General features: G+C 52.2%; 17 protein-coding genes and 1 CRISPR repeat array. Of the genes, 3 read left to right on the forward strand and 14 right to left on the reverse strand.

Annotation, left to right across the window (positions count from 1 at the left end):
• Positions 1–36: 36 nt before the first annotated feature.
• Positions 37–3,446: a CRISPR direct-repeat array (repeat unit 31 nt; unit sequence GTCGCACCCTCACGGGTGCGTGAATTGAAAC).
• Between the two features lie 126 nt (positions 3,447–3,572).
• The 10 genes from TRESADRAFT_RS09010 to TRESADRAFT_RS09055 form a co-directional block, all read right to left on the reverse strand.
• Positions 3,573–3,956: a NifB/NifX family molybdenum-iron cluster-binding protein gene (locus TRESADRAFT_RS09010; protein ID WP_002704979.1), complete on the reverse strand. Its 384-nt coding sequence runs from the start codon at positions 3,954–3,956 to the stop codon at positions 3,573–3,575.
• 20 nt (positions 3,957–3,976) lie between these two features.
• A complete protein-coding gene (locus TRESADRAFT_RS09015) occupies positions 3,977–5,332 on the reverse strand; it encodes a nitrogenase component 1 (protein ID WP_002704981.1) in 1,356 nt (451 codons plus the stop codon).
• The gene (locus TRESADRAFT_RS09020; protein WP_002704983.1) at positions 5,329–6,801 is read right to left on the reverse strand and encodes a nitrogenase component 1; all 1,473 of its coding nucleotides are present in this window, start codon (positions 6,799–6,801) and stop codon (positions 5,329–5,331) included. The genes TRESADRAFT_RS09015 and TRESADRAFT_RS09020 overlap by 4 nt, the downstream gene beginning before the upstream one ends.
• A 30-nt stretch (positions 6,802–6,831) precedes the next feature.
• Positions 6,832–7,938 (reverse strand): ABC transporter substrate-binding protein, encoded by a 1,107-nt coding sequence (locus TRESADRAFT_RS09025; RefSeq protein WP_002704985.1) that lies wholly within the window; start codon positions 7,936–7,938, stop codon positions 6,832–6,834.
• A 27-nt stretch (positions 7,939–7,965) separates the two neighbouring features.
• Positions 7,966–8,898, reverse strand: a complete 933-nt coding sequence (locus TRESADRAFT_RS09030; RefSeq protein ID WP_002704987.1) for an ABC transporter permease — start codon at positions 8,896–8,898, stop codon at positions 7,966–7,968.
• The gene (locus tag TRESADRAFT_RS09035) at positions 8,895–9,716 is read right to left on the reverse strand and encodes an ABC transporter ATP-binding protein (RefSeq protein WP_002704989.1); all 822 of its coding nucleotides are present in this window, start codon (positions 9,714–9,716) and stop codon (positions 8,895–8,897) included. The genes TRESADRAFT_RS09030 and TRESADRAFT_RS09035 overlap by 4 nt, the downstream gene beginning before the upstream one ends.
• 183 nt (positions 9,717–9,899) lie before the next feature.
• Positions 9,900–10,406, reverse strand: coding sequence for a GNAT family N-acetyltransferase (locus TRESADRAFT_RS09040; protein WP_002704991.1), 507 nt, complete (start codon positions 10,404–10,406; stop codon positions 9,900–9,902).
• Positions 10,407–10,481: 75 nt separating this feature from the next.
• Positions 10,482–11,954 carry a nitrogenase component 1 gene (locus TRESADRAFT_RS09045; RefSeq protein ID WP_002704993.1) on the reverse strand — a complete coding sequence of 491 codons (1,473 nt, stop codon included), beginning with the start codon at positions 11,952–11,954 and terminating at the stop codon, positions 10,482–10,484.
• A gap of 97 nt (positions 11,955–12,051) precedes the next feature.
• A complete protein-coding gene (locus TRESADRAFT_RS09050; RefSeq protein ID WP_002704995.1) occupies positions 12,052–13,380 on the reverse strand; it encodes a nitrogenase component 1 in 1,329 nt (442 codons plus the stop codon).
• 42 nt (positions 13,381–13,422) lie between these two features.
• On the reverse strand, positions 13,423–13,812 hold the full coding sequence (locus TRESADRAFT_RS09055) for a NifB/NifX family molybdenum-iron cluster-binding protein (protein ID WP_002704997.1): 390 nt from the start codon (positions 13,810–13,812) through the stop codon (positions 13,423–13,425).
• A 542-nt stretch (positions 13,813–14,354) separates the two neighbouring features.
• Here TRESADRAFT_RS09055 and add point away from each other — a divergent pair.
• The 3 genes from add (at position 14,355) to TRESADRAFT_RS09070 (ending at position 17,010) form a co-directional block, all read left to right on the forward strand.
• Positions 14,355–15,422, forward strand: a complete 1,068-nt coding sequence (add, locus tag TRESADRAFT_RS09060) for an adenosine deaminase (RefSeq protein ID WP_002705000.1) — start codon at positions 14,355–14,357, stop codon at positions 15,420–15,422.
• A gap of 174 nt (positions 15,423–15,596) precedes the next feature.
• Positions 15,597–16,586 (forward strand): IS30 family transposase, encoded by a 990-nt coding sequence (locus TRESADRAFT_RS09065; RefSeq protein WP_002705001.1) that lies wholly within the window; start codon positions 15,597–15,599, stop codon positions 16,584–16,586.
• 49 nt (positions 16,587–16,635) lie between these two features.
• Positions 16,636–17,010 carry a RidA family protein gene (locus TRESADRAFT_RS09070; protein WP_002705003.1) on the forward strand — a complete coding sequence of 125 codons (375 nt, stop codon included), beginning with the start codon at positions 16,636–16,638 and terminating at the stop codon, positions 17,008–17,010.
• Positions 17,011–17,057: 47 nt separating this feature from the next.
• Here TRESADRAFT_RS09070 and TRESADRAFT_RS09075 read toward each other — a convergent pair whose 3' ends face one another.
• The 4 genes from TRESADRAFT_RS09075 to TRESADRAFT_RS09090 all read right to left on the reverse strand — a co-directional run bounded on the left by TRESADRAFT_RS09075 (position 17,058) and on the right by TRESADRAFT_RS09090 (position 20,234).
• Entirely contained in the window at positions 17,058–17,975 is a 918-nt protein-coding gene (locus tag TRESADRAFT_RS09075; protein WP_040842834.1) for a LysR family transcriptional regulator, read from the reverse strand.
• A gap of 104 nt (positions 17,976–18,079) precedes the next feature.
• Positions 18,080–18,931 carry a nitrogenase iron protein gene (gene nifH, locus TRESADRAFT_RS09080; RefSeq protein WP_002705005.1) on the reverse strand — a complete coding sequence of 284 codons (852 nt, stop codon included), beginning with the start codon at positions 18,929–18,931 and terminating at the stop codon, positions 18,080–18,082.
• 39 nt (positions 18,932–18,970) lie between these two features.
• Positions 18,971–19,360, reverse strand: a complete 390-nt coding sequence (locus TRESADRAFT_RS09085) for a NifB/NifX family molybdenum-iron cluster-binding protein (protein ID WP_002705006.1) — start codon at positions 19,358–19,360, stop codon at positions 18,971–18,973.
• Positions 19,353–20,234, reverse strand: coding sequence for a radical SAM protein (locus TRESADRAFT_RS09090; protein ID WP_002705007.1), 882 nt, complete (start codon positions 20,232–20,234; stop codon positions 19,353–19,355). Before TRESADRAFT_RS09090 ends, TRESADRAFT_RS09085 begins: the two co-directional genes overlap by 8 nt.
• Between the last annotated feature and the right edge of the window lie 43 nt (positions 20,235–20,277).

Raw genomic sequence — 20,277 nt, forward strand, 5'->3', positions numbered from 1 at the left:
ACCCCGCAAACGCGAAGGTCGAGACGAAAATCGGGGGTCGCACCCTCACGGGTGCGTGAATTGAAACCCGTCCCGTTGACGTCTATCGTGTCATACTTGACGTCGCACCCTCACGGGTGCGTGAATTGAAACAACGTCTTCCCCCACAACACCGAATAGAGCGGTTGCGTCGCACCCTCACGGGTGCGTGAATTGAAACGTCCATGCGTGCGGTTACGTGGTGCGCCCGTCTCGGTGTCGCACCCTCACGGGTGCGTGAATTGAAACAAAAACTACTATGCGACATCGAACACAATATATGTCGTCGCACCCTCACGGGTGCGTGAATTGAAACACGTCCGACTACGCGATAACGCGCGTGTCAATGTCGCACCCTCACGGGTGCGTGAATTGAAACATCCGACGGCATGACGTTCATCCCGCACACCAGTCGCACCCTCACGGGTGCGTGAATTGAAACGATTCCGCGGAAAGCGTGTCCTATGAGTGGAGGTCGCACCCTCACGGGTGCGTGAATTGAAACGTCGGACTCTTTCAGCAATGCGGTATATATCGGCGTCGCACCCTCACGGGTGCGTGAATTGAAACTCAATCCCGCCGATTTTCTCGCTGATGAACGCGCGTCGCACCCTCACGGGTGCGTGAATTGAAACAAAATCATCTGAACCACCCTTTAATTTTTGCAAAGTCGCACCCTCACGGGTGCGTGAATTGAAACAAACTTCGTGGACTCCATCGAGACGCCCGCAAGGTCGCACCCTCACGGGTGCGTGAATTGAAACCCGTAGGTTTCGCAGTGGTGTACCGACGAATGAGGTCGCACCCTCACGGGTGCGTGAATTGAAACAAAAGCGTCGTCGCGCTGAAGTGGTTCGGCTTGTTGTCGCACCCTCACGGGTGCGTGAATTGAAACACCTCCATTACATTAGCAAGATGTATCGCATATAGTCGCACCCTCACGGGTGCGTGAATTGAAACAGCAGAGCCTATCATGATATTGCCTTTATTTTGCCGTCGCACCCTCACGGGTGCGTGAATTGAAACTAACACTCACATATGACGAAAAACACGTACCATAGTCGCACCCTCACGGGTGCGTGAATTGAAACTCGAATATTCCGACTACATCGCGGGCGTCTCTATGGTCGCACCCTCACGGGTGCGTGAATTGAAACTCGTCTGACTACATCGAGCAGTTGTATGCCAATAGTCGCACCCTCACGGGTGCGTGAATTGAAACTCGGAGATGGAACGGCGAAGCGCACCCGTATCGTCGCACCCTCACGGGTGCGTGAATTGAAACCGGCCGGAGAGACGGAGGGCACAATTTGCGTGCAGTCGCACCCTCACGGGTGCGTGAATTGAAACGCGTTCGCGTCCGAGACCGTGAAAATCGGCGCGTCGCACCCTCACGGGTGCGTGAATTGAAACCTCCTCGTCGAGGGCTTCAGCCTGCAACACGCGGGTCGCACCCTCACGGGTGCGTGAATTGAAACTACAATAAGGGAAGCTCGATTCTTTCTGATTTCGGTCGCACCCTCACGGGTGCGTGAATTGAAACTTTCATCTTCGCAGACGACGCTTTCCGCTTTCGTCGCACCCTCACGGGTGCGTGAATTGAAACTATCTGGTGCTGGTTCTCGTTGAGATACTGTTGGTCGCACCCTCACGGGTGCGTGAATTGAAACTCCTACTGCCAGGTATTTGAATTTTGCTGTGTTTCGTCGCACCCTCACGGGTGCGTGAATTGAAACTGTCCGTGTCGCTTTTGATTTGTCGTTCTTTGCGTCGCACCCTCACGGGTGCGTGAATTGAAACTGATATGTCGATTTCTGCCTGTCTTAAGTTCTCCAGGTCGCACCCTCACGGGTGCGTGAATTGAAACCTTCGCGCGACATCTCGATTGATATGTCGTATCCGGTCGCACCCTCACGGGTGCGTGAATTGAAACCGGATGACGGCACGCGAAGTCATGCTCCGTAATAGTCGCACCCTCACGGGTGCGTGAATTGAAACCGCGAATCAGAACGCGCTTGTCGAGGCGGTGAAGTCGCACCCTCACGGGTGCGTGAATTGAAACTTGAGCAACGACGAGTTGCTTGCAAGCGCGAAGGAGTCGCACCCTCACGGGTGCGTGAATTGAAACTACGGGATAATCCTCGGAAACACGAACGCGTTCAAGTCGCACCCTCACGGGTGCGTGAATTGAAACTACCAACGTATGAACGGAAACTGAATCTTTCGGGTCGCACCCTCACGGGTGCGTGAATTGAAACGTGTAAGACGCTGAAAAAGTTCCATCCGCTTTTGGTCGCACCCTCACGGGTGCGTGAATTGAAACACACAACTCGCACAACTCAAACACGACAGCAAAGGTCGCACCCTCACGGGTGCGTGAATTGAAACACGACATGGACAAAAAATTTCAAGAACTCTGGAGTCGCACCCTCACGGGTGCGTGAATTGAAACTTGAAAACGCAAATGTTCCGTTCAACGATGTCAAGTCGCACCCTCACGGGTGCGTGAATTGAAACCATGTCTTCACCTCCGTTTTTTTGCAAAGTATAGTCGCACCCTCACGGGTGCGTGAATTGAAACACATTTCGCGTCCGCACATCTCAACGCAAGCGCCGTCGCACCCTCACGGGTGCGTGAATTGAAACAGCGATGTCAAGTGGCTTTTGAACCCAATCGGCAAGGTCGCACCCTCACGGGTGCGTGAATTGAAACTGTTATCGCGCGGAGGTCACGGACGCGGGCGCGGTGTCGCACCCTCACGGGTGCGTGAATTGAAACCGGAGAGTATGGCGGCCGCACATTCCGCAAGCAGTCGCACCCTCACGGGTGCGTGAATTGAAACTCCGGATTCTTCCGGCTTTATTGCACGCTCAAGCGCGTCGCACCCTCACGGGTGCGTGAATTGAAACCCTATCGGCTCCTTTGGAGCCGCTCTCACGATGCGTCGCACCCTCACGGGTGCGTGAATTGAAACAAAGTGCAAATTGCGTCAAAAGTGACCGCCACGAGGTCGCACCCTCACGGGTGCGTGAATTGAAACCTTTTCCTCCTCCTCCGTTGTGGCGGGTAGTGGGTCGCACCCTCACGGGTGCGTGAATTGAAACTTTATGTTATCAGTGGGAGCGTGGATTATTTTCACGTCGCACCCTCACGGGTGCGTGAATTGAAACCTTATCGCCTCCTCTGGAGCCGTGAGCATTATGGTCGCACCCTCACGGGTGCGTGAATTGAAACATGGTCATGATACACTCTCCTCTGTAACGTCAGCGTCGCACCCTCACGGGTGCGTGAATTGAAACATAGTGAGATTCTGACCGACGCCATAGACGTCGTCGCACCCTCACGGGTGCGTGAATTGAAACCGTGAATTGCGTTGTATGAAGCGCAAGCATATTTGTCGCACACTCACGGGTGCATGAATTGAAACGAAGAAGCAATATTTCTTGCGGAAGCCGTTCACCATGAAAAGAGCTGCGTCAACCGTTTTCCGGACGGAGCCGAATAAAAAGGACTGCACGGAAGCGTGCAGTCCAAAAATGCTTAGGATCGGCATTTAAAATACGTGGCTTTCCCTTTTTTTGTGGGAGATATAATAGCCGTTCAGTTTTGAAACGGCTTCTTCTATCTCAAAGGGGGCTTCTAAGCAGTTCACCTTGTTTTCCTGAAGCAGGCGGTGGGGCTTGGGGCCGATTTTAGCAACAAGGAAATAGGTACAGTCGCTTACGACCTCTCCGACCTTCACCGCAAAGTTACTTCCGCAGGAGCAGCCGCTTTCACATTCCTCCTTTTCGGGGTCGCGGGTTATTTTCCGCTCTTCCAGAAAAGAATAGCTTCCGTCGCTTTCGTTCACCTCGTAAACTGAAACTGATTCAATTTCACCGAAGTGAAGGTTTACGCTCTTTTTGTCAGAAGTTCCGATTGCAATTTTATATGCCATAAATCCTCCGTTGGGCTTCTTTAGAGAACCTGAACGTTCTTGTCGATTGTTCCGTGCTTAAAGATTCCCGAATAGATTTCTTCGGTGAGTTTTAAGCCGCCCGTGTAGCCTGTGAAAGTTTTGTTCAGGATTACGTCGTCCACAATCGGCATGCTCAGGTGAATCAGCATATTGTTGTTCTTCTGGGCAACGATTTTTTCCCAGGTACTTCCGAAAATCACGGCTCTTTTTGAAGAACCAATCAGCTCGAAAAGTTTCTGCTGGATTTTTCCGCCGTCACTTTCAAAATAAACCACATCCCTGATTTCTTTGCCCAGAGTTTCGATTGTCTCAAGAATTTTTTCCTTTATTGTGTCCGTAGGTGGCACGTCAGTGATGAAAATTCCTTTTGGCTGAAGTCCAAGCTCGTTCACAAGATAATCCGAAACGCCGATTGCATATTCAGAATCAGCCACGAGATACAAATCATTCGGGATATTGCTCCTGAAATCTGACATGAAGTCAGCAAGGCCCACGATGTAGCTGTAGAATTTTTCTTCTTCCTTTTTGATTACGGCCGTAACTTTTTCAAGGTCAAGGTTTGCGAAGGCCGTAAGTTTTTTGAGGAAGAGGCTCGTCGCCTTTCCGCCCACAGGAAGATACGGGAAGTGGAAGAAAGGCGTTCCGTATTTTTTCTTCAAGAGCTCCACGGTTTTGAGTCCTACCCAAGGCGAAAGAAGGATGTTGAATTCAGCGTTGGGAATATTCTGCCACTCAAAAACGCCCGCACTTTCATATCCGAACAAAATATTAACTTTCAGGCCAATTGAAGTCAGAATCCGCTTGATTTCTTCAAGGTCGCCCCGCCAGAAAGGATCCTGATTTGGAACGACAGAAAAGACATTAACCAGCCCTTTCTGAACTTTTGGAGTCACGTTTCCAACGAACTGCTCGATAATCGAATTGACCACAAGCTCGTGTCCCTGATAGTTGTTGCCGGTGAAGCCGGAAGTTTCCGCACCCACGACAGGCCTTCCTTCTTCGCGAAACTCGTTCGCAATTGAAACGATGTCGTCGCCGATGATTCCCGAAGTACAGCCCGAAAGAAGGACAAACAAATCCGCATCCAGAACCTTGAAGGCATTTTCCGTAAGAGTGCGAAGCTTGTTTTCGCCGCCAAAAACGACTTCCTTAGTGCCTGTGTTGGTGCTTGAAATCTGTCCGCCGCCGCCAAAGCCTTCACCCTGGTTTCCGGCACACTGGGAAAGAGTCAGAAATGTTTTTGAAGCACAGCCCGGGCCTGCATGAACGATTGGCAATGCTCTCGGGATTGCAAGGACTGTAGTCTGGGCCGCAAGGGCACATGAAAATCTTGGTTGTTCAATCAATTTGCTCATTTTGTTTCCGCCTTTTTGTCAAAATAGAATGGGTCTTTCTGGTTAATCCACCATGAACTGTAAGGGAACTTAACGTGCTCCGAAATCGTCTTGAAGAATTTGTTTGAGTTCAAGGCATCGATGATTCTTGCTCCTAGATTTACAGAACCGTCGTAGCAGCTCAATACGTTGATGTCGTTTGCGCGGATTGAAGGGATTCCGAGTTTTGTTCCGATTGTGGCGATTGAGTCATGCCGTGTGATAAGGATATCCGGCTTGAGTTCGCTAAAGATTTTGTACATGATGAAAGGCTGCTTGTTGCAGACCGAGAAACGCTCGACATCGCCCGTGTATTTTATCATTTCACCAAGAGTGTCCAGGGACGGACTTTTTGTGTCCGTGGTCTGGTCGTGGTGAAGGGTCGTAACGCCAACGACTTCCATTCCGTATTCGCGGACCATGTTTGTAAGATAGTGGGCGAAAGAATCTCCTGAATAAACGTAGGCTCTTTTTCCCTTAAGGACTTTTCTGTAGCCTTCGATAATCGGCTTGATTCTCTCGTTTTCTTCTTTGATGAGTTTTTCTGCAAGTTCAGTGCGGTTTGTAAGTTTTGCAAGCTCGCGGAACCAGCGGTCAGTCCATTCAATTCCGTAAGGAGAAGAGACTTTAAGCTGGGGAACGCCGTAATTCTGCTCAAGGGCCGCCGCACCGTAAGTTCCCAGTGATTCACAGATTGAAATTGTGCAGGCAGCCTCAGACATTATTGCAAGCTGGTCTACGCTGGAGTTCGGAACGATAAGGTTCGGACGAAGATTGATTCTCTTGAACAAAGCCGTGTAAGCGTCCTGACCCGCAAAGTTGATGATGTTGACCAGATCTTCCTGTTTTTTGGTCGGCTTCTTTACGATTTTTCGCAAGATTCCATGGAAAACAGCATCGAAGCCGCTCGTCCAGGTCTTTGATTTGAAGCCTTCGCAGTAAATCGGCACAATCGGGATTCCAAGCTCGCTTTCCGCCTCGTCAACGACGCTTTCAATGTCATCACCGATAATTCCCGCCGCACAGGAAGAGTGAATCAGAATGGCCTTGGGATGGAAGCGGTCATAGGCTTCACGAACTGCCGCCTTCAGGATTTTGACTCCGCCGTAGACAGTTGAATCAATTCCAATGTTGGTGGAAATGACCTGAATTTTCGGAGCTTCGATTCCACGGACTTTGCTTGAAGCTTCAACGCGCTCGTAGATTGAAACAGGCGAAAGGCATCCCAGCGGTGAGTGAACGACGATTGCCGCGTCGCGAATCATGTAGGAAAGGACTTCCGCACAGCCCTGCGAACAGTCGCTGCACTGGGAGTAGATTCGCTCGTCCTCCTTTACCGCGCGTTTGCTCGAATCTTTCTGAAGCTCGCTCGCTTTTCCGTGGAACGCAAGCACCGCGCCGAGCCGGTTGTCCCGCGTCTCGACTTCCGATTTTGCAATGTCAATTGCCATTTTAGTACCTCCAGTTTTGTTTGAATCAGGCTAGATTTCCTTGTAATCAAAGCCCGGGAATTTGTTGTCGTTTTCAAGGAAATATTTCCACATGTCCCTGTAGAAATTGTCTTCCGGGAATTCCTTAATGATTTCAGTCAGCGCGCTGGCATAGACTTCGATGTTGAAGAATTCGTCAAGCCGCGCGTGGGATTCGATGTAGTTCCAGCCTGTCAGAATCTCGTAAATCGAAAGGACGCCGTTGTAGTTGGGGTCGGGATTGTAGGAGCGGTCGCCGTTCGAGTCTTTTGCGTAGATGTAGCGCGCGATGTAATCGATGTCCTCGCCGGTGAGGCGCGCAAGGCTTCTTATCGATTCGTCCGGGTTCGTGATGTAATCCTTGTACGCGCGGATTTGCCCTTTGAGGTACGCCTTGTACGCGTCCTTGTTTTTCTCGAACGAAGGACCGAACGCGTACTGGCGGCAGCAGACGTAATCTTTCTGCAGGTTCGTGAGATGGAACACAAGCTCAAGTCCGATCGAGCGCGCCGCCTCAAGATATTCCGAGGAAATCAGCCCGATGTCGAGCGTTCCTTTCGCGACGGCCGAGGAAATGGACGGGTAGCCGTCTATAATCCGGTAGTTCAAATCCTCGCCGACTTTGTAGCCGTAATTGTTTCCGAGCGCCGCCTTCGAGACCATTTCGGCTGTCGAAAGATGGATGACGCCGATTGTCTTTCCCTTCCAGTTTGCAGGATTCCTCAAGAATTCCGCGTCGGCTTTTTTCGCCACAACTTCCATTCCGCCGGAAAGTGTTCCCGCGAATATTTTGACGTCCGCTCCCTGCGCGCCGTAGCTGATTGGCGGGATAATCTGCTCGTATGCCGCATCGAGCTTTCCTGCGACAAGAGCTTCCGGCGTTCCAATCATCTCTAGCGTCGTGTAGTTCGGCTTGAATTTGTATTCCTTGAAATATCCCTTCTCCTCGGCAATCTGAATCAGCGGGTTCACGACTTTGTTTGCCGTGACCGCGATGTTGAACGAATAGAAGCCGTCCGAAGCCGTTTTCTCGTTGCAGCCGAAAAGCGCGATGGCGAGAACGAGGATTGCCGCGTTCAGGAACGACTGTTTTGCGATTGACTGTTTTTTGTTTTCCATTTTTTTCTCCTTAATTTAGGGAAATCCCTAATAATTCCATTTGACAAGATGCTTTTTCGCCTTCTGAATCGCGATGTTCAGAACCGTCACCACGAAACCGATGAAGATGATTCCTGCGATTGCCTTGGTGTAGTTCGCGTAGTTGAGCGAGACCCGCACGTAATAGCCCATGCCCGTGTCCGCGCCGAGCATTTCCGCCACCGTGAGCGTCATCAAAGACGTGGCGAGGTGAATCGGGAGCGCGTTGATGTATCGCGGGAGGTTGAACGGAATGATGATTCTGAAGAAAATCGTCGGAGTCGAAAGGTTCAGGACTTTCGCCGCGCTGATGATTTTCTTTTCGACGAATGCCGTGTTGTTGATTGCCCCCATGAAGCTTCCCCAGAAAATGCTCAAGAATATGACCGTGAGGGAAGCGAGCTTGAAAGTCGGCATGATGAGGACGATGTAGGGCGTGTAAATCAGTGCCGGGACCGTCGAAAGCGCCTTCGCAATCGGATAGACCGCGTTCGTGAGGCGCTTGTTGTAGCCGACGAGCGTTCCCAGAATCACGGAAGAAACGACAGAAAGGAAAAGGCCCGCCAGAATCAGTTCCATCGAGCTGAAAAAGCCGATAAGAATCGTCCTCCAGTCCGAGACGAAAATGTCGAACACGTTTTCTGGGGCGGGAACGAAAATGTAGGGGAGCAGGTTCAGCCGTGAGACGATGAACTCCCATGCGAACAAAAATATATGCACGGAAGCCGTCACATCCTTCACCGCCCGCGCCTTTTTTGAATTCGCCAGCTGCGAGAGGAAGAGAATTTCGACAGCCACAAGCACGACCGCGAACGCGAGCGGGGATTTCAGCCCGCCCCGCATTTCCGCCGCGTACCTGCTCGGAAGCAGGAAGCACAAAATCGTGAGCACGAAAAACAGGTTCGCCAGATTGAGCACATATTTTGAAAGAAATTTTTTCATAGAGCAGCCCCCTCGCTGTCGATAAGCTCGCTTGTCTCGTGGTAAAAATATTTGACGAGTTTCTGGTACAGCTCCTTGTACTCCGCGCTGTCCTGGATGTAGGGATAATGCCGCGGCCGGGGAAGGTTGTCCTCTATGACGGCGTAAATCTGCTTCGGAATCATGAACACAATTCTGTCCGCCAGAAGCTCCGCCTCGTTCAAATCATGCGTGACGAAGACGACGGTCTTTTTCTTCTCATCCTCGCGCCACATTTTCAGCAGAAGGTTCTGCAGATTCTCGCGGATTTTCGCGTCCAGCGCTCCGAACGGCTCGTCCATCAGCAGAATTTCCGGGTCGCACGCCATCGCACGGGCAATTGCGACCCGCTGCTGCATCCCGCCAGAAAGCTCGCCGGGAAGTTTGTCCTCAAAGCCGTTGAGCTCGACACGCTTCAGGAAACTGAGCGCGATTTCGGAAGCCTTTTTCTTCGGGATTTTCTTGCCGCGTTTTTTGCTCGTCTCGTACACGGCAAAGGCGACGTTCTCCCGCGCTGTCATCCACGGAAAGAGCGAGTAGCTCTGGAACACGACGGCACGTTCGGCTCCCGCGCCGTGGATTTCCTTTCCGTTGATTTTGACGCTTCCGCTTGTCGCGGTGTTCAGCCCTTCCAGAACGGAAAGCAGCGTGCTTTTTCCGCAGCCGGAAGAGCCGACAATGCAGATGAACTCTCCCCGATTTATAGTAAGGTTGATGTCTTTCAGCGCCTCATACGTCGCGTTCTCGGATTCATACAAAAGCGAAAGGTTTTTTATTTCGATTGCAGTTTCGTTTTCCACAAGGCGTTCTCCTTATTTCCTAGTAATGCACTATGTATACAATTTCTCAAAAACCTTGCCTAATACTTTTTTCAGATACGGGAAATAGGATTTTTTTATATGGACGCAAAAAAAACGGACTGCATCCAAAAAGAACGCAGTCCGTTTGATGGGGACGGGGATAGTTTTGCACGTGGAATTCCGTCAATCCGCGAACGCAAGGCGCATCTGGAACCATTTCGCGTCGCCGTGCGAGGACAGGGAGGGACCTTCGTTCCTGAAGCCGAACCGCTCGTAAAACGGAATCAATTCTTCCTTGCATGTGAGGACAAGTCCTTTCCTGTTTTGCGCGCGGGCATCGGAAACTGCCTTTTCCATCACTGCGGAGGCGAACCCGCGATGCCGGAATTCTGGCGCGGTGTCCACGCCGAAAATCATCTGCCATTCGCCCGACTCGTCGTGGAGGCCCTCGTCCTCGTACATCTCGTCGCGCAAATCCTTCTCCTTCGTGGAAAGCCCGTTCACGAAGGAGACAAGCTTCCCGCCGTAAAAGCCGAGCCAGAAATGGTTCGGGAACGCCTTGAGCCGCCGTAAAATCGACTCCGCGCCCGCCGCCTCCGATTTCGGGAAGCACTCGTTCTCAATTTCCGATATCCGTTTCGCGTCGCCGATTGACGCGTTGCGGATTTCAAGCCCAGTTTTTCCGTTCATTTTTCCATCGCCTTGAACAAATTCGGTGGGAGACGGCGCCCCAAAACGGAGCGCCGTGCAGGAAACGAGTGCCTGCTACCGTTTCCCTTCCGGATTGATGAATTTCTCGTTGCTCTGCTCGTACCACCATTTCGTGTACGGAAGCTTGATTCTGGCGGCAAGGTTCTTCTCGAACGAGCGGTTCGTCACCGTGTCGCGTATGAGCTTCGCAAAACTCAACGTTCCCTCGTAGCCGAAAACCGTGTACTCGTCCGCGACGAAGACGGCGGCATATCCCTGCTTGATTGCCCAGACCGTCGTTCCCGGGTGGCGGCTGAAGTAGACGTCCGGCTTGTAGCGGTTGAGGATGTTCAGAACCTCGTAGTTCTGCTGGTCGGCGACGGCGACTTTCATGTCCTTCGGGCTTGTCTTGAGCAGATGCTCCAGCGCCGGCGGAACCTGGCCGTTGTCGTACTTGTAGTCGTAGTGCCACGCGAGCGCGTAGTCGATTGTCATGCCGAATTCCTGCAGGACGCGCGCAATCTCGTACGTGAATCCCGGTCCCATTCCGATGACGGCGCGGAGACCGCGCAGCGGCTTTATCGCCTCCTCAATCTGCGGGATGTAAATCTCGCGCTGCTTCTTGATGTATGCCTCGACCTGCTCCTCGCGTCCGATTGCCTTGCCGATTCCGCGCAGCCACGTTTCGAAGCCGGTCACTCCCGAATGGTTGATTGTGCGCACATAAGGAACGCCGTACGTCTCCTCGAGCGCGTTTCCTAGATACGTTCCGAGCGTTCCGCAGATGCAGACCGTCGCCAGCGCCTCGCTCAAATGCGAAAGCTCCTCGATTGTCGAGTTGCAGTACAGAAACTGCGGCTCCGCGTCGAACACCTCGTTGAAAATCTTCGTGATTTGGGGGCGCGCGCTTTCGTAGAAGTTCTTGATGTTGATAATCCGGCGCTTCTCTTTAGGCGGCTTCACGATTCCCTGCAGGACAGCGTGGTCGGAGATGTCGAAGCCTGAAGCCCAGATGCGCGATTTGAATCCCTCGCAGTGGACCGGGATGACGGGAATCGGCAGCTCCTCGTTGATTTCGTCCGCAAGTCCGTCGACGTCCTCTCCGATGACGCCCGAAACGCATGACGTCGAGATGAAAATCGCGTCCGGCTTGTACGTGCTGTAGGTGTGCTCGACGATTTTCCTGAGGTCGTTCATCGCGCCGAAAACCGTGTCCTTCTCGTTCAGGTCGGTGCAGACGAAGACAGAATTCGTCGTCTTGTTGATTCTCGCGGCAATCTGTCCGAATTTCACGTTGTCGTTCGACGCCATCGCCGTGCATCCGGCAGGCGCATGGTAGACGACCGCGACGTTCCTTATTGCGGCGAGGGCGTTCAATGCGCACCCGGAAAGGCAGGAGCTCGACTGCGAGAAGCATCTCTCGCGGTTTTTGAGGGAGCCGCATTCCGAGCGGTAGACGAGCGTTTCGAGGTCGCCCGTGAAACCTGTGATTGAGCCGAGCCTGTTCTCGCGGACGGCAAGGTTAGCGTTTTTAAAGTTATATGGCATAAAAAGATTCCTCCGTTTATAAATGCCGAAACGAACTTTCGTAAGAAAAATTGTCCGTCATGGATGCGCCATCCCGAATTCGCTTCGGTGGCGCTCTTTACAATTTCAGCTTGCTCATTGCCGCCGAGAAAATCTGTTCCAGCAAATGGAGCCCGCCCGAGTAGCCTGCGATGTGGTCGTTGATTACGAGCTTTTCGAGCATCGGGTAGCTCACGTTCACGTAATGCGCCCCGATTTCGGCAGCAAGCTTCTTCTCCCAGTTCGAGCCGATTATGAGCGGCGTTCCGGCAAAATCAGTCTTCTTAATCTGCTCCTGGATATCGTGACCGTCCGTCGTGAACTGGACTTCCGCCTGGATTCCGTAGTTGAGGTTTGAAATCTCGTTCGCTATTCCCGTGCGGAACGCTTCCGGCGCATCGTCCGTGATGAAGACTTTCTCGGGGAACAAGCCCATGTCGTTCACGAGGAATTTCGTCACTGCCATCGTGTACTGGCTGTCGCTCACGACGGTGAATCGCTTTCCGAGGATTCTCGTCTCGAGCAGCGTGTCCGCGAAGCGCTCTATATAATAGTAGAATTCGGCTTCTTTCTCGGCGATGACCTTCTCGACCACGTTCTTGTCCGCGCCCGTGAATTCCTGGACGGCGCGCAGGAATTTCGTCGTCTCCGTCGCGCCAATCGGAAGAATCGGGTAATGGAGGAGGGGAACCTTGAATTTCGTCTCAAGGTACTTCGCGCTTTCCAGCCCGACCCACGGGGATATGAGAATCGTGAATTCCGCGCGCGCGGCGTTCTTTATGTTCTCGATTCCGCGCCCGAACCCGAAAATCGTGTTCGGCTTGAGGCCGATTGCCGAGATGAGGTTCTCAATCTCGCGGAGGTTCCCGAGCCAGTACGGGTCTTGCTGCGGAGGTCCCGCGAAAATGTTGACCAGGCCTTTGATTGTTCCGCCGGCTTCTTCACGCTCGTCGCGGATTTCAGGGCGGTTAAGGAACTGCTCGAAAATCGACTTCAGAATCCAGTCGTGCCCGACGTAGTTGTTTCCCTTGAAGCCGGGCGTTTTTGCCCAGATGACGGGCTTCTCCTCGTCCTCGAATTCCTGCGCGACTTCCTTGATGTCGTCGCCGATAATCTCGCCCGTGCATCCGGAAAGGACGACGAATAAATCGGCATCGATGACGCGGAGCGCGTTGTGGATTGTCGAGCGCAGTTTTTCCGCGCCGCCGAAAACAACTTCCTTCTCCGAAATCGAAGTACATGGGAAGATGTTCGGGCTGTATCGTCCGCTCGTTCCGTTGTTGTCGTTCAGTTTTGAAGCGCAGCCCGGCCCCGAGTGGAGGACAGGTATCGCACCCGTAATCGACTGAACAGTCTGCATAGCCGCAAGAGCGCATTTGTAACGCGGCTGGTCCAAGATTTTCGCCATAAAGTACCTCTTTAAATTGCCCCACTTCTGTGCGGCGTTTTTTTATTTGTTTTTTCTTTCTTCAGTTTTTTTTCTGTAGTCGTTGATTTTCGAAATCGCCTCGCCAATCGGAAGAACGATGTCGAAAGCCGTGACCCCGTATTTCGCCAATGCCCGTATCGCGTGCGGCCCGATTCTGGCGGCGAGAACGTACTGGACGTCGGAAAGGGCTTCCGCGATTTTGTCCATCGGAGATGAACCGTCCCCGCAGCCTTCCTGGCTGCCGCACTGACCGCCGGAACATGCCGCGCGCACGCTCCGCTCCCCGATATCCTCCGACCTTCCTGACTCCTCGTCGACCTCAAAAATCAGGAACGACTGTGCGTGCCCGAAATGGGAATCGACCGTTTTTCCGTCGCTTGTTGCCACAGCGACTTTGTATGTTCCGGACATAGACACCTCCATAAAAATCCGCCCGCAAACGGAAGTTATAACCTATTACTTTAGTAGGGTATAAATTTATTCTATCAACTTTTTTCCCACTTAATCAATAGGTTATATAAAAAATTCGCGGCGATTGTTGTAAACCTCCCCGATTTATGGTACAAGGGTTGTCCCTCCGCCCCGCAGGACGGAGAAACGTCGAAAAGGAAAGAAACATGACAAAACTCACATCGATATTCAGGCCGGAATCGAGGTTCCGCGCTTTTCGGCGGCTGGATTTGGAAAGTGCTCGGCATCGAGACGCTTTTCGCGATTTCGGCGGTTCTCGGGCTCTGCAACAGCGCCTACGCCGCGACGATACGCACGCGGGCGGGACGGTGAGCGGGTTTTTCGGCGAAATCTTTTATGAAACTGAAGAATCCGGGCGGACTTATGGTATAATGGGCGAGTTCGTAAATTTGTTATCGCTCGAAAGCGCCGGGGCAAAACCTCATTTGGAGAAAATGCGGATTGCGGGCCGGCGGAAATCTTGGCTTTTATAGGAAAACGCAATGGAAAGAACCACGGAAAAACAGCTCGGCAAGGAAGAATTCCTCAATTTTTTCAGGAAAATTCCCAAGGCGGAAATCCATCTTCATCTTGAGGCGGTGATAAGCCGCGATACGGTGCGCCGCTTCATTAGGCGCAGGAATCCTGAATTCGACGACGAGCGCGCCGAGCAGGAAATCGGGCGCATCTTCACCTATTCCGATTTGAACGGGTTTATCAAGGCGTACCTTGCCGTGCAGGATTTGTACGACAGCCCCGCCGACTTCAACGATGTTTTCCGCGATTTGAGGGATTACCTCGTCCGAAACGGAATCAAATACGCGGAGATTTTCGCGGCGCCGAGCGCGTTCATCAAAAAAGGCTGGGATTTTTCCGAAATTGTCTCGGTCTACATGAAAAACGTCATCAAAATCGAGACGGAGACAGGCATAAAGGTGCGGATTCTGATTGACGTCTCGCGGACATTCGGATTCGAGAACGCGGAGAAGAACCTCCAGCTTCTCCTCGCGAACATGACGCCCGTCATAATCGGAATCGGGCTCGGCGGCTCGGAGACAAACGGACCGGCGAGGCTTTTCGGCAGCGTTTTCGAAAAGGCTCGGTCGCGTGGGCTCGTCACGGTGGCTCATGCGGGCGAGGATGTCGGCCCGGAATCGGTATGGGACACCATCAACATTCTCCGCGCGGCGAGAATCGGGCACGGAATATCGTCGGCGGGCGACGAAAAGCTCATCGACGAGCTTGTGAGGCGGAACATCCCGCTTGAGGTATGCCCCACGAGCAACGTTTTCACGCGGAAATTCGTCAGCACGATGAAGGAGCATCCGATACGGAAATTCTTCGACAGGGGAATCACCGTGACGCTGAATTCCGATGACCCGCTTTTCTTCGGGGTGGAGCTTCTCGACGAATACTGGAACGCGTACGCGGAAATCGGTTTCAGCCTTGCGGAGCTGAGGAAGATTGCGGAGAATTCGTTCCGGGCATCGTTCATCGGCGACGACGAGAAGGCAAAATTCATCGATGCCGTCGGAAAGGCGTGGGACGGAAATCCCGCGACGGCACGGTAGGCTCTGTCGGCAAAAACGGTTGGTTCGTTTTTTTGTCATCTGGAAGTCATGCATCCGACAAAAATTCAGACGGAGCTTTTTGAAGATGAATTTACAATCTAAGTGCAACAAATGAAAAGACCCATAGAATCAACTATAATGGTGTTTAGTCAAGACATTATTACAGGAGATAAAATGGGTCACTACAAACATCTTAGCACAAAAGAGAGAGAATTTATACTGTGTGGAATCACAAAAGGAACTTCTCTGAGTAGAATTGCAAAAGAACTGGGAAGAAACAAGTCCACAATAAGTCGGGAGTTAAGACGGAACACAGGAGATGAATTTTACAGTCCTTGTAGTGCACAAAGCTTCTATTCAAATAGACGAAGAAACTGTTGTCCCAGAAAAAAACTTTTAAACCAGGATATATATAATCTTGTAAAGAATAAATTCCTGTGCCAGCAGTGGTCTCCTCAGCAGATTTCAGAAAGAATACGGCTTGAGAAACCAGAGCAGTTTGTAAGTTTTAATACAATTTATCGTGGAATATATTCAGGAATGTTTGATGCTAGAAATCTGTCCCACGGCGAAAAAGGAGCAAAAAGGCATTTAAGACACAAAGGAAAGCCAAGACATAGAAAAGGAAGTGAAGAACGACGAGGAAAAATTCAGATAAGCAACAATATTGTAGACAGACCTAAAGAGGCTAACGAAAGAGCTAGAATTGGTGACTGGGAAGCAGATACAGTATTGGGAAAGCAAGGGAAATCCTGTCTTGTGACTTTGGATGACAGAAAAAGCCGATTCCTTATCTGTAGGAAAGCAGAAGGTAAAAAATCGGCAGCTGTAAGGGATGTCATGATTGATGCTCTAAAGAATGAACCTGTAGAAACAATAACACCTGACAGGGGAAAAGAGTTTGCTGAACATAAAGCTGTTACTGAGGAGCTTGGCGGAAAACAATTCTATTTTCCTCTTCCTCATCAACCATGGCAAAGAGGTACAAATGAAAATACAAACGGTTTATTACGCGAATATTTTCCAAAGCAAAAAGACATTACTGATTATAGTGACAGCTATATAGCATTTGTTACCGAAAAAATAAATAAAAGACCAAAGAAATGTCTTGGCTACAAAACACCTTTCGAGGTCTATTATTCAAAAACGTTGCACTTGATTTGACAATTCAAGAACGGAAAAAATCCGCTTGTGCGGAAAAAAAGGAGTGTTTATGAGGACAATAGCAACATCGGCGGCGCCGGCAGCAATCGGCCCGTATTCGCAGGCAATCGTCGCGAACGGATTCGTCTACACGTCGGGGCAAATCCCGATAAACCCGGAGACGGGCAGCATCGACGGGAAAACGATTGAGGAGCAGGCGGAGCGCGCGATAAAAAACGTCGGCGCGATTCTGGAGGAGGCGGGGAGCGATTTCCGGAAAGTCGTGAAGACGACGTGCTTCCTTTCCGACATAAAGGATTTTGCCGCGTTCAACGCCGTCTACGAGAAGTATTTCACGGGAAAGCCGGCGAGAAGCTGCTTTCAGGTTGCGGCGCTCCCGAAAAATGCCCTCGTCGAGATTGAGGCCGTCGCCGTCGCCGAATAGCGCGCTGCGCGTGCCGCCGGATTTCCGCCGGGACGGGACGCGCACGCTCAGGAGAGCCCCGCGATATGCAGGATTCTCCTTACCGCGCTGATGTATGAAAGCGCGATTTTTTCCATCCGCCCTCCTTTTTTCGTGATGTACCCGAGCTCGAACGTCAGTTTCCTTCCGTCGCCGCTGTCTTTCAGCGGGACGAGGACGAAATCCTCGTTCGTCTCCTCTCCGAAAACGCCGGAAAGGAACGTGTATCCGTTGAGATTCTTTATGAGGCTAAGCTCCGTTGCCCTGTCGGCGACCGTAATCGCCTGATCGAGCGAGTAGCGCCGTATCGACTCGTCGGAGAAGAACGACTTGACGTCATCGGTATCGAAAGTCACGAATTTGTAATCGGAAAGCTCCTCGAGCGAAATCGACTCCTTTTCGGAAAGCGGATGCTTCCTGTGGAGGTACACGAAGGCATTGCATTCCGTCAGATGGTGGAATTCAAGGGCGGACGACCTGAGGCTCCTCGCGATTTCGTCTCGGTTTGATTCGCTTATGTACAGAATTCCGATTCCGCTTTTTTCGAGGGCGACATCCGCTATCACGTTCGACACCTTGTCCTCTCGGAACGCGAAGTCGTATCCGTCGTCGGAAAAGCCGTTCACGATTTCTACGAATGCCTTCCGCGCGAACGCGTAGTAAAGGGCAGACACGGAAAAATATTTTTTCTCGGAGCAGGTATGCTTCTTGAGCAGCATCTCGTACTGCGCGAAGAATTCCCGCGCGTCGGAGATGAACGAAATGCCTCGTTCGGTCGCCTCGACGCCGCGCGACGTCCTTCTGAATATCCTGAAGCCCAGCTCGTCCTCCGCATCCCGCAGGGAAGACGACAGCGACGGCTGCGATATGAAAAGCCGCTCCGACGCCTTGTTCAGCGAGCCGGAATCGGAAACCCCTATGATGTATTTTATCTGCTGGATGGTCATGTTTTTCTCTGCCGGAAAGTACGGAAGCCGTGCGCGAAGACGGGCCTCACGCACCCGCACGAAACGGGGCGCAAAGCCCGCCATCATAAAAACGCGCCGGAAACTTAGATTGAGTAGTTTCCTTCCGGCTCCATCATTCCGTTCTCGATGAGAATTTCCTCAAGGCGCTCCTGCGTTATCGGCGTCGGAATCGTGAAATTCGTGTTCTCGTCGATCGCCTGCGCCAAATCGCGGTACACCTGCGCCTGCGTGCTGTCGGGGGCGTACTCGATGACGGTCTTCTTCCTGATTTCCGCCTGCTGGACGATATTGTTGCGCGGGACAAAATAGATGAGCTGCGTGTTGAGCTCCTTCGTGAACGCGCGGAGCAAATCAAGCTCGCGGTCGACGTTGCGGCTGTTGCAGATGATTCCGCCGAGGCGCACGTCGCCGCGCTCAGCATACCGCGCGATGCCTTTGCAGATGTTGTTAGCCGCGTACAATGCCATCATCTCTCCGGAAGCGACGATGTATATTTCCTGCGCCTTTCCCTCGCGAATCGGCATCGCGAAACCGCCGCAGACGACGTCGCCGAGAACGTCGTAGAAAACGTAGTCCAAATCCTCGGTGTATGCGCCCAAATTCTCAAGCATGGAAATCGACGTGATGATTCCGCGGCCTGCGCATCCGACTCCCGGTTCCGGTCCGCCCGACTCGACGCAGCGCACTCCCTTGAACCCCGTTTTCTGCAGGTCGTCAAGCTGGATTTCCGTCTTGTTGTCGCGGATTGTGTCCAGAACTGTTTTCTGATGGAGGCCGCCCAAAAGGAGGCGGGTCGAGTCGGCTTTCGGGTCGCATCCGACGACGAGGACTTTCTTTCCCAGCTCCAGCAAACCTGCCGTAAGGTTCTGCGTTGTCGTGGACTTTCCGATTCCGCCTTTTCCGTAAATCGCTATCTGCCTGAGTTTCTTTGCCATTTTTGTATTCTCCTGTTTTCTTTTGTTTTTGCTTTTTTTTCAGACCGGAATTTCCTGTTCCTGGCTTTTGACCGGATTGAACAGCGTCTGTATCCTGTTGTATTTCCACACCCCGAGAATCGCATCGTCGATGCTTCCCGGAAGCTCCATCGGCGTGATTCCCACGGACGCGAGCGAAGACACCGCGCAGTCCCCGAACCGTGACGCCACGATGTAGCGGCAGTCGGAGAAAAGCCCGGCCCGCTCGTCCATCGCGCTTTTTATGTGCGAGCCGTCCATGCAGAGCTGGGAAACGGTTCTCCTTTCAAGAAAATCGTATCCCTCGTCGTCATCGACGGAATACACGAAAAAGCTGCGCGACTTTCCGTAGTGGCTGTCGACGCTTACGCCGGAAGCGCTTGCCACCGCGACTTTGTAGGAATCAGCCATGGGAGAAATTCTCCTTGAAATTCATCTCCCTCGGGAAAAGCGAGTAGACCTGCCTTGAAACGTCGGTCTTTCCCGGAATTCCTATCGCATCCGCGCGGCATCTGCTGCAGTGCAGGAAAAGCTCTATGTACTTTCCCGCCGCGCGCCGCGCCTCGTCTATGTCGAGGCACGACGGGGCTGGCTCGTTCTTCAGCTTCGCCTGCGGAATCAGCGGGATGATGTTGTATTTCTCTGCCCCCGCCTCCGCGACAGCATACGCGATGTCGGCGATGTGCTTTCCGTTTATGCGCGGGACGAGAACGGTGTTCACCTTGACGGTTATTCCCGCCGAGGCGATTTTCCTGATTCCCTCAAGCTGGTTCTTGATGAGGATTTTCGCGCCCTCGACGCCCTCGATTTTCTTCCCGTGGTAAATCACGTAATCGTTGAGCTGCGCCTCGATTTCGGGATCGACTGCATTGACGGTGACTGTCAGGCTGTCGATCCCCAGCTCGATGAGCTCTTCTGCCCTTTCCGAAAGAAGAAGCCCGTTCGTGCTCATGCATTTTATGAGGGAAGGGAATTCCCGCTTCACAATCCTGAATGTCTTTATGGCGTTGTCTGTCGCGAGCGTGTCCCCGGGGCCGGCAATTCCTGCCACCGTGATTTCGGGCGCGATTTCCAGAGCCTTCCGTATAAGCGGAACCGTCTCCTCCGGTTTCAGCACGCAGGCGGCGACGCCCGGACGGTTCTCCGTCTGGTTTATCGACCGCTCGCAGAACCTGCATGATATGTTGCAGCCCGGGCAGACAGGAAGATGAATTCTTCCCGTCTGTGCCGAATGTTGCCCGAAACAGGGATGTTTGTCCGTCAGTTCTGTAAAACTTCTTGGCATATCACGTACCTCTTCTTTGATATAACCCATATGTTTTATAGGA

The sequence above is a fragment of the Treponema saccharophilum DSM 2985 genome (assembly GCF_000255555.1).
GTDB classification, from domain to species: domain Bacteria; phylum Spirochaetota; class Spirochaetia; order Treponematales; family Treponemataceae; genus Treponema_D; species Treponema_D saccharophilum.

Bases quoted from the DNA above. Each gene is read 5' to 3' on its own strand.
- TRESADRAFT_RS09010 (WP_002704979.1), bottom strand. From the start codon at position 3,956: ATGGCATATAAAATTGCAATCGGAACTTCTGACAAAAAGAGCGTAAAC.
- TRESADRAFT_RS09015 (WP_002704981.1), bottom strand. From the start codon at position 5,332: ATGAGCAAATTGATTGAACAACCAAGATTTTCATGTGCCCTTGCGGCC.
- TRESADRAFT_RS09020 (WP_002704983.1), bottom strand. From the start codon at position 6,801: ATGGCAATTGACATTGCAAAATCGGAAGTCGAGACGCGGGACAACCGG.
- TRESADRAFT_RS09025 (WP_002704985.1), bottom strand. From the start codon at position 7,938: ATGGAAAACAAAAAACAGTCAATCGCAAAACAGTCGTTCCTGAACGCG.
- TRESADRAFT_RS09030 (WP_002704987.1), bottom strand. From the start codon at position 8,898: ATGAAAAAATTTCTTTCAAAATATGTGCTCAATCTGGCGAACCTGTTT.
- TRESADRAFT_RS09040 (WP_002704991.1), bottom strand. From the start codon at position 10,406: ATGAACGGAAAAACTGGGCTTGAAATCCGCAACGCGTCAATCGGCGAC.
- TRESADRAFT_RS09045 (WP_002704993.1), bottom strand. From the start codon at position 11,954: ATGCCATATAACTTTAAAAACGCTAACCTTGCCGTCCGCGAGAACAGG.
- TRESADRAFT_RS09050 (WP_002704995.1), bottom strand. From the start codon at position 13,380: ATGGCGAAAATCTTGGACCAGCCGCGTTACAAATGCGCTCTTGCGGCT.
- TRESADRAFT_RS09055 (WP_002704997.1), bottom strand. From the start codon at position 13,812: ATGTCCGGAACATACAAAGTCGCTGTGGCAACAAGCGACGGAAAAACG.
- add (WP_002705000.1), top strand. From the start codon at position 14,355: ATGGAAAGAACCACGGAAAAACAGCTCGGCAAGGAAGAATTCCTCAAT.
- TRESADRAFT_RS09065 (WP_002705001.1), top strand. From the start codon at position 15,597: ATGGGTCACTACAAACATCTTAGCACAAAAGAGAGAGAATTTATACTG.
- TRESADRAFT_RS09070 (WP_002705003.1), top strand. From the start codon at position 16,636: ATGAGGACAATAGCAACATCGGCGGCGCCGGCAGCAATCGGCCCGTAT.
- TRESADRAFT_RS09075 (WP_040842834.1), bottom strand. From the start codon at position 17,975: ATGACCATCCAGCAGATAAAATACATCATAGGGGTTTCCGATTCCGGC.
- nifH (WP_002705005.1), bottom strand. From the start codon at position 18,931: ATGGCAAAGAAACTCAGGCAGATAGCGATTTACGGAAAAGGCGGAATC.
- TRESADRAFT_RS09085 (WP_002705006.1), bottom strand. From the start codon at position 19,360: ATGGCTGATTCCTACAAAGTCGCGGTGGCAAGCGCTTCCGGCGTAAGC.
- TRESADRAFT_RS09090 (WP_002705007.1), bottom strand. From the start codon at position 20,234: ATGCCAAGAAGTTTTACAGAACTGACGGACAAACATCCCTGTTTCGGG.